At 38.2% G+C, this 14,198-nt stretch carries 10 protein-coding genes and 8 tRNA genes; 15 read left to right on the top strand and 3 right to left on the bottom strand.

Annotated features, from left to right (window positions below; translation table 11 throughout):
* The 8 genes from WKI23_RS03150 to WKI23_RS03115 all read left to right on the top strand — a co-directional run bounded on the left by WKI23_RS03150 (position 1) and on the right by WKI23_RS03115 (position 714).
* A tRNA-Met gene (locus tag WKI23_RS03150) sits at positions 1-74 on the top strand.
* Between the two features lie 13 nt (positions 75-87).
* A tRNA-Ile gene (locus WKI23_RS03145) sits at positions 88-161 on the top strand.
* 10 nt (positions 162-171) lie between these two features.
* Positions 172-261, top strand: a tRNA-Ser gene (locus WKI23_RS03140).
* A gap of 10 nt (positions 262-271) precedes the next feature.
* Positions 272-345, top strand: a tRNA-Met gene (locus WKI23_RS03135).
* 3 nt (positions 346-348) lie between these two features.
* Positions 349-421, top strand: a tRNA-Phe gene (locus WKI23_RS03130).
* Positions 422-440: 19 nt separating this feature from the next.
* Positions 441-511 (top strand) — tRNA-Gly (locus WKI23_RS03125).
* Positions 512-546: 35 nt separating this feature from the next.
* Positions 547-620, top strand: a tRNA-Ile gene (locus WKI23_RS03120).
* 6 nt (positions 621-626) lie between these two features.
* Positions 627-714: transfer RNA gene (locus WKI23_RS03115), tRNA-Ser, on the top strand.
* Between the two features lie 125 nt (positions 715-839).
* Here WKI23_RS03115 and birA read toward each other — a convergent pair.
* Complete coding sequence (gene birA / locus WKI23_RS03110; RefSeq protein WP_368078919.1) at positions 840-1,775, bottom strand: bifunctional biotin--[acetyl-CoA-carboxylase] ligase/biotin operon repressor BirA; 936 nt, start codon at positions 1,773-1,775, stop codon at positions 840-842.
* A gap of 287 nt (positions 1,776-2,062) precedes the next feature.
* Between birA and WKI23_RS03105 the strand changes: the two genes are divergently transcribed.
* The 6 genes from WKI23_RS03105 (at position 2,063) to WKI23_RS03080 (ending at position 10,439) form a co-directional block, all read left to right on the top strand.
* Positions 2,063-3,256 carry an O-antigen ligase gene (locus WKI23_RS03105; protein ID WP_368078918.1) on the top strand — a complete coding sequence of 398 codons (1,194 nt, stop codon included), beginning with the start codon at positions 2,063-2,065 and terminating at the stop codon, positions 3,254-3,256.
* 692 nt (positions 3,257-3,948) lie between these two features.
* Positions 3,949-5,937 carry a peptide ABC transporter substrate-binding protein gene (locus WKI23_RS03100; protein ID WP_368078917.1) on the top strand — a complete coding sequence of 663 codons (1,989 nt, stop codon included), beginning with the start codon at positions 3,949-3,951 and terminating at the stop codon, positions 5,935-5,937.
* 66 nt (positions 5,938-6,003) lie between these two features.
* Positions 6,004-7,500, top strand: coding sequence for an ABC transporter permease (locus tag WKI23_RS03095; RefSeq protein ID WP_173306909.1), 1,497 nt, complete (start codon positions 6,004-6,006; stop codon positions 7,498-7,500).
* Complete coding sequence (oppC, locus tag WKI23_RS03090) at positions 7,500-8,426, top strand: oligopeptide ABC transporter permease OppC (protein WP_000103703.1); 927 nt, start codon at positions 7,500-7,502, stop codon at positions 8,424-8,426. The genes WKI23_RS03095 and oppC overlap by 1 nt, the downstream gene beginning before the upstream one ends.
* Before the next feature lie 8 nt (positions 8,427-8,434).
* The gene (locus tag WKI23_RS03085) at positions 8,435-9,502 is read left to right on the top strand and encodes an ABC transporter ATP-binding protein (protein ID WP_173229297.1); all 1,068 of its coding nucleotides are present in this window, start codon (positions 8,435-8,437) and stop codon (positions 9,500-9,502) included.
* 10 nt (positions 9,503-9,512) lie between these two features.
* Positions 9,513-10,439, top strand: a complete 927-nt coding sequence (locus WKI23_RS03080; protein ID WP_368078916.1) for an ATP-binding cassette domain-containing protein — start codon at positions 9,513-9,515, stop codon at positions 10,437-10,439.
* A gap of 414 nt (positions 10,440-10,853) precedes the next feature.
* Here the strand turns inward: WKI23_RS03080 and WKI23_RS03075 are convergent, their stop codons facing one another.
* Both WKI23_RS03075 and WKI23_RS03070 read right to left on the bottom strand, forming a co-directional pair.
* Entirely contained in the window at positions 10,854-11,732 is an 879-nt protein-coding gene (locus WKI23_RS03075) for a LysR family transcriptional regulator (protein ID WP_368078915.1), read from the bottom strand.
* A 127-nt stretch (positions 11,733-11,859) separates the two neighbouring features.
* Positions 11,860-12,210: a helix-turn-helix domain-containing protein gene (locus tag WKI23_RS03070; protein ID WP_000208712.1), complete on the bottom strand. Its 351-nt coding sequence runs from the start codon at positions 12,208-12,210 to the stop codon at positions 11,860-11,862.
* A 358-nt stretch (positions 12,211-12,568) separates the two neighbouring features.
* Here WKI23_RS03070 and WKI23_RS03065 point away from each other — a divergent pair, with 358 nt between their 5' ends.
* On the top strand, positions 12,569-14,194 hold the full coding sequence (locus tag WKI23_RS03065) for a malolactic enzyme (protein WP_368078914.1): 1,626 nt from the start codon (positions 12,569-12,571) through the stop codon (positions 14,192-14,194).
* The last annotated feature ends 4 nt before the right edge of the window (positions 14,195-14,198 follow it).

Genomic DNA, 14,198 nt, shown 5'->3' with positions numbered 1-14,198 from the left:
GGCGGTGTAGCTCAGCTGGCTAGAGCGTCCGGTTCATACCCGGGAGGTCGGGGGTTCGATCCCCTTCGCCGCTATAAAGATCTTGTTGGACCTTTAGCTCAGCTGGTTAGAGCTCTCGGCTCATAACCGAGTGGTCGTAGGTTCAAGTCCTACAAGGTCCATTTGAATATTGGAGGATTACCCAAGTCCGGCTGAAGGGAACGGTCTTGAAAACCGTCAGGCGTGTAAAAGCGTGCGTGGGTTCGAATCCCACATCCTCCTTTTATATTAACGCGGGATGGAGCAGCTCGGTAGCTCGTCGGGCTCATAACCCGAAGGTCGTAGGTTCAAATCCTGCTCCCGCAATAAGGCTCGGTAGCTCAGTTGGTAGAGCAATGGATTGAAGCTCCATGTGTCGGCGGTTCGATTCCGTCTCGCGCCATTTTATTGATAGTATTTATGCGGGTGTAGTTTAGTGGTAAAACTACAGCCTTCCAAGCTGTTGTCGCGAGTTCGATTCTCGTCACCCGCTTTGAACTTTGTTCAAATTACCAAGTTTTTTAACTTGGGCGCGTAGCTCAGGTGGTTAGAGCGCACGCCTGATAAGCGTGAGGTCGGTGGTTCGAGTCCACTCGTGCCCATTAATTGGAGAATTACTCAAGAGGCTGAAGAGGACGGTTTGCTAAATCGTTAGGTCGGGTAACTGGCGCAAGGGTTCGAATCCCTTATTCTCCGTTTTAATGAGAGTTTATAACTCTCTTTTTTATTTTTAGAGACAATAAAACTTCAGATCTGTAAAACTTAATTGAATTACTAATCTGAAGTTATTTTTATATCGTTTATATTATAATTGTGTTATTTTACTTCCAACTCTTGAGTGAAATTTCTCCGCTATTTAGCCAGATTTCTTTTCCGTTATCACATTGAACTAAAAGTTTTCCATTTTCTGAGATGTCTTTAGCAAGTCCCTTGTAGTCTTTTTGTTCTAGTGTGAAAGTGACTTCTTTTCCTAGAACGAATGACTGTTTTTTATATAGGTATAATAGTTCCTCTGCTGGTGTTTCGAAGAAAGCACGCCAGATTTCTATGATCAATTCATTCCTTGTTATTGGAGCTGGAGTTTTAAATAAGCTAGCAGCTCTTTCTTTTAATTCTTGTGGGAAATCTTGAATAGTGAAGTTGATTCCTACCCCAATAATGATATCTGTGACTAAGCCTGTTTCTACGGAGGTCATTGCTTCAGTGAGGATGCCTCCAATTTTATGATTGTTGAGGTAGATATCGTTGACCCATTTTATGTCGACATCTATTAAAGTTAGGTTCTTAATGGCTTTGTAGATAGCTCCAGCTACAAGTAGTGTGTAGGATGGTAATTTATCATAGGGGAGCTTTGGTTTAAGATGGAGGGTCATATAAATGCCACCTTGTGGGGAGTAGAAAGAACGTTGAAAACGGCCTCGACCAGCTGTTTGATAGAAAGCTAGATAGAGGGTGTTTGCTTCATTCCCTAAATCAATTGCTTCTTTTGCATCTAATTGTGTTGATTTTGTTTCGGATTTAAAACTGATTTTAATTGGAAGATTTTCTTCTAGAAGTTCTGGAAGAATAAGGTCTCCATTCACTAGTTTATATCCTTTGTTTTTGATACTATCAATTTCAATTCCTTCTTGTTCTAGTCGCTTGATAGCTTTCCATATCGATGTTCGGGTCAGTGATAGTTCTTCTGCGATTTTTTCTCCGCTGATATAATCGCTTTCTTTTGCTAGAATCTGGTAGACGGCTTGGTAGGATTTCATAGTGTTTCCTTTCTTTAAGAATAGTATATGATTTGAATCTAGTTTGGACAGTTGCGCCTAATCTATATTTTATTACTACTATTTTAACATATGCCTACTATTTACGGCATGATTTTCTTAGAGAAAATGCAATCATTAAGATTGAGTTTTGAAATCTCAGTATTTTCGCAAACAGGATTTTTATTTTAGAAAACGTTTCCTTTGTTTTCAAATTGCTAAAAAAGTGGTACAATATAGGATAGCTTACTATTATCTGAATCAGCTGATTTGGAGAGAAAGGATTCGTTTTGAAATCAATAGGCTTTATTGAAAAGCTGAGAGGGTTGTCTAGTAAAGAGCTGATTTTATTGGGAATTATCCTGAGTATCTTTTTACCCTTTTATCTTTTTGTAGTTGTATTCTGTTTATATATTATCAGTTTGATTTTTACAGGAGACATGAAAAGTATTCTTCAGAAAATGGGGGAGCATCCGATGCTGCTTCTTTTTCTTGGCTATAGTACTGTTATATCCATTCTTGCACAAAATTGGATGGGTCTTGTGGCTTCAGTAGGAATGTTTCTATTTACTGTTTTCTTTTTGCACTATCAGTCGATTTTATCCCATAAATTCTTTCGATTGATTTTGCAGCTCGTCTTGTTTGGTAGTGTATTGTCAGCTACATTTGCGAGTTTAGAACATTTCCAAATTGTGAAGAAATTTAACTATGCTTTTCTTTCACCCAATATGCAGGTATGGCATCAGAATCGTGCAGAAGTGACCTTCTTTAACCCTAATTATTATGGAATTATTTGTTGTTTCTGTATCATGATTGCTTTCTATCTGTTTACAACGACCAAGTTGAATTGGTTAAAAGTATTCTGTGTGATTGCAGGCTTTGTGAATCTCTTTGGTTTGAACTTTACGCAAAATCGAACTGCCTTTCCTGCTATTATCGCTGGAGCCATTATTTATCTCTTTACGACCATTAAAAACTGGAAGGCCTTTTGGCTTAGTATTGGGGTCTTTGCGATTGGCTTGAGTTTCCTCTTTTCTAGTGATTTGGGAGTTAGGATGGGGACTTTAGACTCTTCTATGGAAGAACGCATTTCTATCTGGGATGCTGGGATGGCCTTGTTTAAGCAAAATCCTTTTTGGGGTGAGGGGCCATTAACCTATATGCACTCTTATCCTCGGATAAATGCCCCTTATCATGAACATGCTCACAGTCTTTATATTGATACGATTCTGAGTTATGGAATTGTGGGGACTATTTTATTAGTTTTGTCTTCTGTTGCTCCTGTTCGCTTGATGATGGATATGAGTCAGGAGTCGGGGAAACGTCCGATTATCGGTCTTTATCTGTCTTTCCTTACAGTGGTTGCTGTACACGGAATCTTTGACTTGGCCCTCTTCTGGATTCAATCAGGTTTCATTTTCTTGCTAGTTATGTGCAGTGTTCCATTGGAGCATCGAACGTTGGTATCGGACATGACGGATTAAGTTTATAAGATTAGAATCTTCTACCTTGGGTAGGAGATTTTTATATACACTGGACATGTCGTGCATCTGAGGTGTAAGTCCTCTGTAGGGCTCCACTATCGGTGAATACAATAGCTCTCCCCAAGCCTGACTATCGTGAGGTAGTGGATTAAAATGGTCTGGGGATAGATCGTTTTAAGTCTGACGCAGGAAATAAGAATTGTCAAAGGAAGGGATAGCGAAATCGTGGCACTACTAACAGGAACGTGATAGCAAGGCGTATATAGTGGATAAGGTAGCGAGAAATTTTAAAGTATAAAAGATAGTCTTAATCTATATGTGTAAATCACGAAAGTAATTGAATTTGGAATAAGGTTGGTGTGAAAAAGATATAGTAAATTGAATCTTGAATACTAGAATGATACTTCTACAATATTATTATAATTTAATTTGAATTCCAAAATCACATTGTTCAGTCCGTATTTCATTTTACTATAGGTCTTTCTAAGCTCCAAAGTTTCTGCGTCAAATTTCCTATTTTCGCTGGAGCCTTTGATACTTCGAACGACAATTTGAATCATATATTCAGAAAAAATGAAAAATTTGTGTTAATAAGCCTAAATATTCTGAAAATTCGTTTATTTTTCTTGAAACATCTTAAAATCTATGGTATAATTGATAACAACCTATACTTTATTACGAGGAGTGAAGAAATGAAAAAAAGTCAAGTGCTTGCTGTAGCAGGAGCTACCTTATTAGCGTCAGGAGTTCTAGCTGCGTGTTCAAACACTAGTTCAAATAATGCGAAACTAGCAAAAGATTACCAATATGTTTATCAAACAGATCCAGAAACTTTGGATTATATTGTCAGCAATATCGATTCAACATCATTCATCACAACAAATGCTGTAGATGGTTTGTTGGCTAATGATAAATATGGTAATCTGGTTCCTTCTATTGCTGAATCATGGACAGTTTCAAAAGATGGTTTGACTTATACCTATAAAATCCGTAAGGATGCTAAATGGGTAACTGCAGAAGGAGAAGAATATGCTCCTGTCACTGCTAAAGACTTCGTTACTGGTTTGAAACATGCGGTAGATGGGAAATCAAAAGGACTTTCAATCGTTAGCTCTTCTATTAAGGGATTAGAAGCCTATATCAAGGGTGAAACAAGCGATTTTTCAACCGTCGGAGTAAAAGCACTCGATGACCAAACACTAGAGTATACCTTGAACCAGCCAGAAACTTTCTGGAATGACAAGACCACTAGTGGTGTTTTGATGCCAGTTAATGAAGAATTCTTAGCTTCAAAAGGGGAAGGTTTTGGTGCCCCAACAGATGCTAACTCTATTCTTTATAACGGTCCATTTGTCTTGAAGGCTGTAACTCCTAAATCATCTATCGAGATGGCTAAAAATGACGCTTACTGGGACAAAGAAAATGTAAAAATTGAGAACGTTAAGTTCACTTTCTGGGACGGTAAGGATCAAGATGTAATTGCCAAAGGTTTTTCTGATGGTCAATATAGTAAGGCTCGTATCTTCCCAACAAGTTCTACATATGAAAAATATGCAGCTGATTTCAAAGATAACATTTACTTTAACGAACCTGGTGCTGGTGTTGCAACTGTCAGCTTGAACTATGGCCGTACAACGTATAACCACACTGCTAAGACAAGTGATGCCCAAAAGACATCTACTCAGAAAGCATTGCTAAACAAGGAATTCCGTCAAGCCTTGAACTTTGCAGTCGATCGCAATTCTTACTCGGCTCAAACAAATGGTACTGATGGAGCTGCAGTAGCCATCCGTAATACATTCGCACCATATAATCTGCAAGTTGGTAAGAAAATATTTGGTGAATTGGTACAAGATAGCTTGGCTAAGACAAATTCTTCTACTTGGTCAAACGTATCTCTAGCAGATTCTCAAAATGGACTTTACAATGAAGAAAAAGCGAAAGAAGCATTTGCTAAAGCTAAATCAAGCCTACAAGCTGAAGGTGTTGAATTCCCAATCCACTTGGATGCCTTGGTTATCCAAGAATCAACAGCAGTTGTAAACCGTGTTCAATCATTGAAACAATCAATTGAAAAAGTATTGGGTTCAGATAATGTTGTTGTAGACTTACAGCAAATGACTCAAGCAGAAGCTTTACCAATTTCATTTAGTGCTCCAACAGCTAAAGAGCAAGATTGGGATATCCACACCTTGCTAGGATGGAACCCTGACTATCAAGATCCTTCTACTTTCTTGGATCAGTTTGTCATCAAGGGAGGAAACACTCGCCTTTACCTTGGTATTGACCAAAACACTGATGCATCAGTAGTAAGCAAACTTGCTTTAGCTGACTATGGAAAATTACTTGATGATGCAAACAGCGAAAACCAAGATGTTCAAAAACGTTATGAAAAATACGCGGTAGCACAAGCTTGGTTGACTGACAATGCTTTGACAATTCCAGTAATGGCTTCTCCTAAAGAAACAGCCGTTTCATATGTTTCAAAAGTTCTACCATTTAGCTCATCATATTCTGAATCTGGCCTTAAAGGTGAAAATTCAGGATACTTGAAGTACACTGAAGTTGGTGAAAAAGCAATCACCAAAGAAGAGTATGAAAAAGCTCGTGAAAAATGGTTGAAAGAAAAAGCTGAATCAAATGAGAAAGCTCAAAAAGAATTGGCAAGTCATGTGAAGTAAATAATTTCTAATAGAACTTTCTCTCCATGAGGAGAAGGTTCTTTTGGGATTTTTAAAGGAAATAATATGAAAAAATATATTTTTATGCGTGTTTTGCGGTCATTGATTTCGATTTTCTTAGTAACGACTTTGACCTACACGATTATCTATACCTTGGTTCCTCGAAAATTGATTTTCAAGCAGGATCCTAACTATAATAAAATTGCGACAACAGCTGATAAACGTGATAACTATGAAAATACTGTGTTTGAGCGTATGGGCTACATTGAGTATTACGATACTAAAGAGTTGCAAGAAAAGGCAAGTAGCATGGATTCTTCTGTAACAGTAGAGGCAAATGCGACCAATAAAGCTATTTATGAAAAGTACATCAATCAATTAGGTCATGGTTGGACTTTGGGGGAATTTACTGAAAGTGGTCAATTCTATGCTACTCGTGAAATTCCAATTTTTGAACGTGTTTTTCACTTCTATGCTAACTTGATTGACATTGACCATACAAATAAAATTCAAGATCCTGAAAATCCAGACTTGAAACGTTACCTTCGTTTCGAAAATGATCCAGCTATCGGATGGTCATTGGTCGGTTCAGGTACTAAACATAAATATCTCTTGTACTTCAACAGTCAGTTCCCATTTGTGCATCAAAATTTTGTGAATATCAATTTAGGTGACTCTTATCCAACCTATGCTAATACACCAGTTCTTCAGGTTATTACTCAAGGTCAAGGACAAACCAAAACTGCTCAAGTTCAGTTCCCAACAGGTAAGAAAACGTCTTCTGTAAATATTTACTCAAGAACCTACAAGTCACCTAGTCAGGCTGACTCTCGTGAAGTAGCTAGCTATGGGAAAGATGATCCTTATACAGCGACTGAAAGTAATTACCAATATCCATCTATGATTGTCAGCTCTGCTATTGCTGGTTTGATTGGTTTGGTGATTTCTTATGCGATTGCCGTGCCACTTGGTTCAGCCATGGCTCGTTTCAAGAACACTTGGATTGATAGCTTCTCAACAGGGGCTTTGACCTTCTTGATGGCTCTTCCAACAATCGCCCTTGTTTATATTGTTCGATTGATTGGTTCTTCAATTGGCTTGCCAGATTCATTCCCTATCTTAGGTGCTGGAGATTGGCGCTCATATGTTTTACCAGCAGTTATTCTTGGTTTGTTGGGTGCTCCTGGTACAGCCATTTGGATTCGTCGTTACATGATTGACTTGCAATCACAAGACTTTGTTCGTTTCGCTCGTGCAAAAGGTTTGTCTGAAAAAGAAATTTCAAACAAACATATCTTTAAAAATGCCATGGTTCCGCTGGTTTCAGGAATTCCTGGTGCCGTTATTGGGGTGATCGGTGGTGCAACCCTTACTGAAACAGTCTTCGCCTTCCCAGGTATGGGTAAAATGTTGATTGACTCTGTAAAAGCATCTAATAACTCTATGGTCGTAGGTCTTGTCTTCATCTTTACATGTATTTCTATCTTCTCACTTCTTTTGGGAGATATTTGGATGACGATTATTGACCCACGTATTAAATTGACTGAGAAAGGAGGCAAATAATGTCTACAATCGATAAAGAAAAATTTCAGTTTGTAAAACGTGACGATTTTGCCTCTGAAACTATTGATGCGCCAGCATATTCTTACTGGAAATCAGTGTTTAGACAATTTATGAAGAAAAAATCAACTGTAGTCATGTTGGGAATCTTGGTAGCTATCATTTTGATGAGTTTCATCTACCCAATGTTTTCTAAGTTTGATTTCAATGATGTCAGCAAGGTAAACGACTTTAGTGCTCGTTATATCAAGCCAAATGCTGAGCATTGGTTCGGTACAGACAGTAATGGTAAATCTCTCTTTGACGGTGTCTGGTTTGGAGCTCGTAACTCTATCCTCATTTCTGTGATTGCGACAGTGATTAACTTGGTTATCGGTGTTTTTGTCGGTGGTATTTGGGGAATTTCAAAATCAGTTGACCGCGTGATGATGGAAGTTTACAACGTCATCTCAAACATCCCATCTCTTTTGATTGTTATTGTCTTGACTTACTCAATCGGAGCTGGATTCTGGAATTTGATTTTTGCCATGAGTGTAACAACATGGATCGGGATTGCCTTCATGATCCGTGTGCAAATCTTGCGTTATCGTGATTTGGAATACAACTTGGCGTCACGTACTTTGGGAACACCAACCTTGAAGATTGTTGCCAAAAATATCATGCCACAACTGGTATCTGTTATTGTGACAACCATGACTCAAATGCTTCCAAGCTTTATCTCATACGAAGCCTTCTTGTCTTTCTTCGGTCTTGGATTGCCGATTACAGTGCCAAGTTTGGGTCGTTTGATTTCGGATTATTCACAAAACGTAACAACCAATGCTTACTTGTTCTGGATTCCATTGACAACCCTTGTTTTGGTATCCTTGTCCCTTTTCGTAGTTGGTCAAAACTTAGCGGATGCTAGTGATCCACGTACACATAGATAGGAGTAGAAATGACAAAAGAAAAAAATGTAATTTTGACTGCTCGCGATATTGTCGTGGAATTTGACGTTCGTGACAAAGTATTGACAGCCATTCGCGGCGTTTCCCTTGAACTAGTTGAAGGAGAAGTATTAGCCTTGGTAGGTGAGTCAGGATCAGGAAAATCTGTTTTGACAAAAACTTTCACAGGTATGCTTGAAGAAAATGGTCGCATTGCCCAAGGTAGCATTGACTACCGTGGTCAGGATTTGACAGCCTTGTCTTCTCACAAGGATTGGGAACAAATTCGTGGTGCTAAGATTGCGACTATCTTTCAAGATCCAATGACTAGTTTGGACCCAATTAAAACAATTGGTAGTCAGATTACAGAAGTTATTGTAAAACACCAAGGAAAAACAGCTAAAGAAGCGAAAGAATTGGCCATTGACTACATGAATAAGGTTGGGATTCCAGATGCAGATAGACGTTTTGATGAATACCCATTCCAATATTCTGGAGGGATGCGTCAACGTATCGTAATTGCTATTGCCCTTGCCTGCCGACCTGATGTTTTGATCTGTGATGAGCCAACAACAGCCTTGGATGTGACCATTCAAGCACAGATTATTGATTTGCTGAAATCATTGCAAAACGAGTACCATTTTACAACAATCTTTATCACCCACGACCTTGGTGTGGTAGCAAGTATTGCGGATAAGGTAGCGGTTATGTATGCAGGAGAAATCGTTGAGTATGGAACTGTTGAGGAAGTCTTCTATGACCCTCGCCATCCATATACATGGAGTCTCTTGTCTAGCTTGCCTCAGCTTGCTGATGATAAAGGGGATCTTTACTCAATCCCAGGAACACCTCCGTCGCTTTATACTGACCTGAAAGGGGATGCCTTTGCCTTGCGTTCAGACTATGCAATGCAGATTGACTTTGAACAAAAAGCTCCTCAATTCTCAGTATCAGAGACACATTGGGCTAAAACTTGGCTTCTTCATGAGGATGCTCCAAAAGTAGAAAAACCAGCTGTGATTGCAAATCTCCATGATAAGATCCGTGAAAAAATGGGATTTACCCATCTGGAAGATTAGGAGGAAGGAAATGTCTGAAAAATTAGTAGAAATCAAAGATTTAGAAATTTCCTTTGGTGAAGGAAGTAAGAAGTTTGTCGCGGTTAAAAATGCTAACTTCTTTATCAACAAGGGAGAAACCTTCTCGCTTGTAGGTGAGTCCGGTAGTGGGAAAACAACTATTGGTCGTGCGATAATCGGTCTAAATGATACAAGCAATGGAGATATCATTTTTGAAGGTCAAAAGATTAATGGTAAGAAATCGCGTGAACAAGCTGCAGAATTGATTCGTCGTATCCAGATGATTTTCCAAGACCCTGCGGCAAGTTTGAATGAACGTGCGACTGTTGATTATATTATTTCTGAAGGTCTTTACAATTATCATCTGTTCAAAGATGAAGAAGAACGTAAAGAGAAAGTTAAAAATATTATCCGTGAAGTAGGTCTTCTTGCTGAGCACTTGACTCGCTACCCTCATGAATTTTCAGGTGGTCAACGTCAACGTATCGGTATTGCTCGTGCCTTGGTCATGCAACCAGACTTTGTTATTGCGGATGAGCCAATTTCAGCCTTGGACGTTTCTGTTCGTGCCCAAGTTTTGAACTTGCTCAAAAAATTCCAAAAAGAACTTGGTTTGACCTATCTCTTTATCGCCCATGACTTGTCGGTTGTTCGTTTTATTTCAGATCGTATCGCAGTTATTTACAAGGGTGTTATTGTAGAGGTTGCAGAAACAGAAGAATTGTTTAACAATCCAATTCACCCATATACTCAAGCCTTGCTTTCAGCGGTACCAATCCCAGATCCAATCTTGGAACGTAAGAAGGTCTTGAAGATTTACGACCCGAGTCAACATGACTATGAGACTGATAAGCCATCTATGGTTGAAATCCGTCCAGGTCACTATGTTTGGGCGAACCAAGCTGAATTGGCACGTTATCAACAAGGATTAAACTAATAATGGTTTTATAATTTCCATGTCAACTTTTATGGAAATTATAAACCTTTTTTTGTTGGACTGATTTGAAAATATTTGAAAGTGCCTTGAAAGAATTTTCGAAAGAAATAGAATTCTTAGAAAATCATTGAATTATAGTGAGATGAAATAAAATCTGAACAACTTTATTAGGAAAGTCAAATTCATTTCTAGAAAAGTTTTAGAAGTCGCGGCGTATTACTCTAGTTTCAATCTACTATAGTCTAATACTCTTCGAAAATCTCTTCAAACCACGTCAGCTCTATCTACCACCTCAAAATACTGTTTTGAGCAACCTGCGGCTAGATTCCTAGTTTGCTTTTTGATTTTCATTGAGTCTAATATCTACAATGTAAAAAACTCTAGCTATCAGTTCATTGATAGTTAGAGTTTTTTCTATTCATATGATTTAAGGAGATTAAATAAGGCTTCTACTTCTGATGACGGTGTAGCTGATTTAAGGTAAGCGTAATAAACTGTAAAAGTTATCTTGTCCTTCGGTATAAGAGGAATTTTTATTAAATCATCATCTTCATCAGAAAGTGCGATATCAGCCAGTAAACTAAGGCCAATCCCTTTCTTTAAAAGTTCTTTAAGGATGGCAATGTCATCAGTTTTAAAGAATATTTCTGCCTTGTTTTGATACTTTTGATTAAGCGTTTCAAAAGCTTTCAGGTGAACAAAGTGTTCGTCTAAGAGTATAAAGGATTGATCTGCTAATTCTTCAAAAGCGAGTGAAGGAGCAGTAGCAAAAGGATGATTCTTAGATAAAACGACATATAGTTCTTTATGAAATAGCTCGTGTGTCTCTATTGAAGGATAGTTGAGAGGTTCAATCAAACCGAGTAGACTTGCATCAAGGTCTCCTTTGATGAGAAGGTTTAATAACTCCACTGAGCCACCACGAATAGGGCGTACCTTTTTTAAAAAATCGAATTTATCTTTTTCGTTTAAGGCAGCAAAGAGATACTGAATGATAATAGGAGGGAATCCGACAGTAGAGTATTGTGCCAAGGAGCGATTAATTTCTTTGCGAGTAGAAATGATCTCAGGTAAAATCAGTTCTGTATGCTTTAGAAGGATTTGTCCTTGAGGAGTTAGCTTGAAGGAACGATGCGAGGGGTCATGGTGAATCAATTTGCAGTTAAAGGATTCCTCTAAGCGCTTGATAGCATAAGAAATAGATGGTTGGCTGACTTTATGTTGTTTTGCTACTTCCGTATAGGATTGAAGCTGGCAGAGGTCATAAAAATATTGTAGATCTTTTAAATTCATATGGGCTCACTTTCATTAGTTGGAGAAGGAAAATAAGTGGAAAACAGCAGATAAATAATTTTTATCCGTATCCTACAATTTGACTATACGAGTATTCACCAGTTAAAATGTAAGTGAGTCAGGGATCTCAAAGATTATCTAAGATACTCTCAAAAATGACCAACATTTTTTCTCGTTTATCAATAGGGAGCTGTTTAATCTTCATGTTGATTCTTTTGAGTGAAAGATTGTCACTCTTATCAGAGGTTGATTCAAGGCTATCAAAATTGAAAAATTCCTCTGGGGTCATTTCTAGTGCGTCAATCACTTTTTCAAGACTGTGAATGGTCAGATTCACATTTTGGTTTTCAAGTTGATTGATATACTTAAGCCCGAGTCCTGCTTGTTCCGAAAGTTCTTCCTGGCTCATTTTATTCTGTGTTCGAAAATATTTCACTTTTTGGGAAATATATTGTTGTAAATAGTTTTTAGTTGTCATATAAATAGAATACAAGTTTTATATGACAAAAAAACACCTTAAAAAATACAAAGTGTTACATAACATACTTATGTGATATTTATTTTAATTAGGATTGTCAATTTGTATGATTGGTTTCTTTTACTCGAAACTTTTAGTAAAGAGTGATCATCGAGAGTTTGATGAGTTCAGAAATTTATAAAATATAACAACTTAAAGTATTATCCATAATAGTGTTTTAAGTATCAAAGAGCCTATTAGAAATTGTTCTCGTAGACTCATTATAACATATGCGTATACAATTGTATTATTTAAACAACAACGTTTTACGAACAATTCGTTTCATGTGGTATAATATAAGTAAAAAGGAGGTTGCACTATGACTGCACATGATATTTTAAACAATCCTTTCCTCAATAAAGGTACTGCCTTTACCTTAGAGGAGCGAAAGGAACTAGGCCTTATTGGTTTACTGCCACCGTATGTTCAAACGATTGAAGAACAAGCGGCGCAAACTTATGCACAAATGCAAACAAAAGCCAATGATTTGGAAAAACGTCTTTTCCTAATGGAAATTTTTAATACCAACAGGACTCTTTTCTATTACCTCTTTTCTCAACATTTGGAAGAATTCAATCCAATTGTATATGATCCAACCATTGCAGATACGATTGAAGGCTATAGTGATCTTTTTGTAGATCCCCAATATGCGGGATATCTTGATATCAATCATCCTGAAAATATTGAAGCCACTTTGAAAAATGCTGCCGGGGGTCGCGAGATTCATCTCATTGTTGTAACAGATGCAGAAGGAATCCTTGGAATTGGCGACTGGGGAACAAATGGTGTCGATATTTCTGTTGGGAAATTGATGGTCTATACGGGTGCTGCTGGAATCGATCCTTCAATGGTCCTTCCTTTAGTTATTGATGCAGGGACTAACCGTGAAGAACTTCGAAACAATCCTAATTACTTAGGCAATCGTCACGAACGGGTTCGCGGAGATCGTTACTACGACTTCATTGACCAATTTGTTCAAACAGCAGAACGTCTCTTTCCTAAACTCTACCTTCACTGGGAAGACTTCGGCCGCTTGAATGCTGCCAATATTCTTGAAAAATACCGGAAACAAATTCCGACCTTTAATGATGATATTCAAGGTACAGGAATCGTTACCTTGGGTGGTATCTTTGGTTCGCTGGATATTAGTGGTGAAAAATTAACAGATCAAGTTTATCTCTGCTATGGTGGTGGTACTGCGGGTGCAGGAATTGCCTCTCGTGTTCTTCGTGAAATGGTAAGTGAAGGTCTTTCTGAAGAAGAAGCCTATAAACGTTTCTTTATGGTTGATAAACAAGGTCTTCTCTTTGATGACATGGATGACTTGACACCAGAGCAAAAACCATTTGCTAAGAAACGTGCTGACTTTAGTAACGCAGATAAGTTGACTGACCTGCTTGAAGTAGTGAAGACTGTGAAGCCAACCATTCTTGTAGGAACTTCAACTCAGCCTAATACCTTCACTAAAGAAATAGTAGAAGCTATGTGTGAAAACACAGAGCGTCCAATGATCTTCCCTTTGTCAAACCCAACTAAATTGGCAGAAGCTAGTGCCAAAGATTTGATTGAATGGTCAGATGGCAAAGCTTTTGTCGCAACAGGAATTCCTGCTGATACGGTTTCTTATAAAGGTGTAGACTATGTGATTGGTCAAGCCAATAATGCCCTGATTTACCCAGGTCTTGGTCTAGGTATGCTGGCTTCTGAAGCAAGTCTTTTGACTGATGAAATGATTGGAGCAGCGGCGCATTCATTGAGTGGTATTGTCAATCCAGGCCAACCAGGAGCTCCTGTCTTGCCACCATTCAAGTATGTAGCAGATGTTTCTATTAAAGTAGCAGAAGCAGTCGCTAAAAAAGCACAAGAGCAAGGTCTTGCACGCGCTAAGGAAACAGATATGGCCAAAGCAGTTCGTGATTTGAAGTGGTATCCAGAGTATAAATAATTCA

The organism is Streptococcus pseudopneumoniae, from assembly GCF_038148955.1.
GTDB lineage: Bacteria > Bacillota > Bacilli > Lactobacillales > Streptococcaceae > Streptococcus > Streptococcus pseudopneumoniae_T.
Note: the sequence above shows the minus strand (reverse complement) of the source record. Positions and strands in the feature narration are given on the sequence as shown.

Excerpts from the sequence above, each read along its gene's own strand:
- birA (WP_368078919.1), bottom strand. The coding sequence starts at position 1,775 with ATGAAATCCTACCAAGCCGTCTACCAGATTCTAGCAAAAGAAAGCGAT.
- WKI23_RS03100 (WP_368078917.1), top strand. The coding sequence starts at position 3,949 with ATGAAAAAAAGTCAAGTGCTTGCTGTAGCAGGAGCTACCTTATTAGCG.
- WKI23_RS03095 (WP_173306909.1), top strand. The coding sequence starts at position 6,004 with ATGAAAAAATATATTTTTATGCGTGTTTTGCGGTCATTGATTTCGATT.
- oppC (WP_000103703.1), top strand. The coding sequence starts at position 7,500 with ATGTCTACAATCGATAAAGAAAAATTTCAGTTTGTAAAACGTGACGAT.
- WKI23_RS03085 (WP_173229297.1), top strand. The coding sequence starts at position 8,435 with ATGACAAAAGAAAAAAATGTAATTTTGACTGCTCGCGATATTGTCGTG.
- WKI23_RS03080 (WP_368078916.1), top strand. The coding sequence starts at position 9,513 with ATGTCTGAAAAATTAGTAGAAATCAAAGATTTAGAAATTTCCTTTGGT.
- WKI23_RS03075 (WP_368078915.1), bottom strand. The coding sequence starts at position 11,732 with ATGAATTTAAAAGATCTACAATATTTTTATGACCTCTGCCAGCTTCAA.
- WKI23_RS03070 (WP_000208712.1), bottom strand. The coding sequence starts at position 12,210 with ATGACAACTAAAAACTATTTACAACAATATATTTCCCAAAAAGTGAAA.
- WKI23_RS03065 (WP_368078914.1), top strand. The coding sequence starts at position 12,569 with ATGACTGCACATGATATTTTAAACAATCCTTTCCTCAATAAAGGTACT.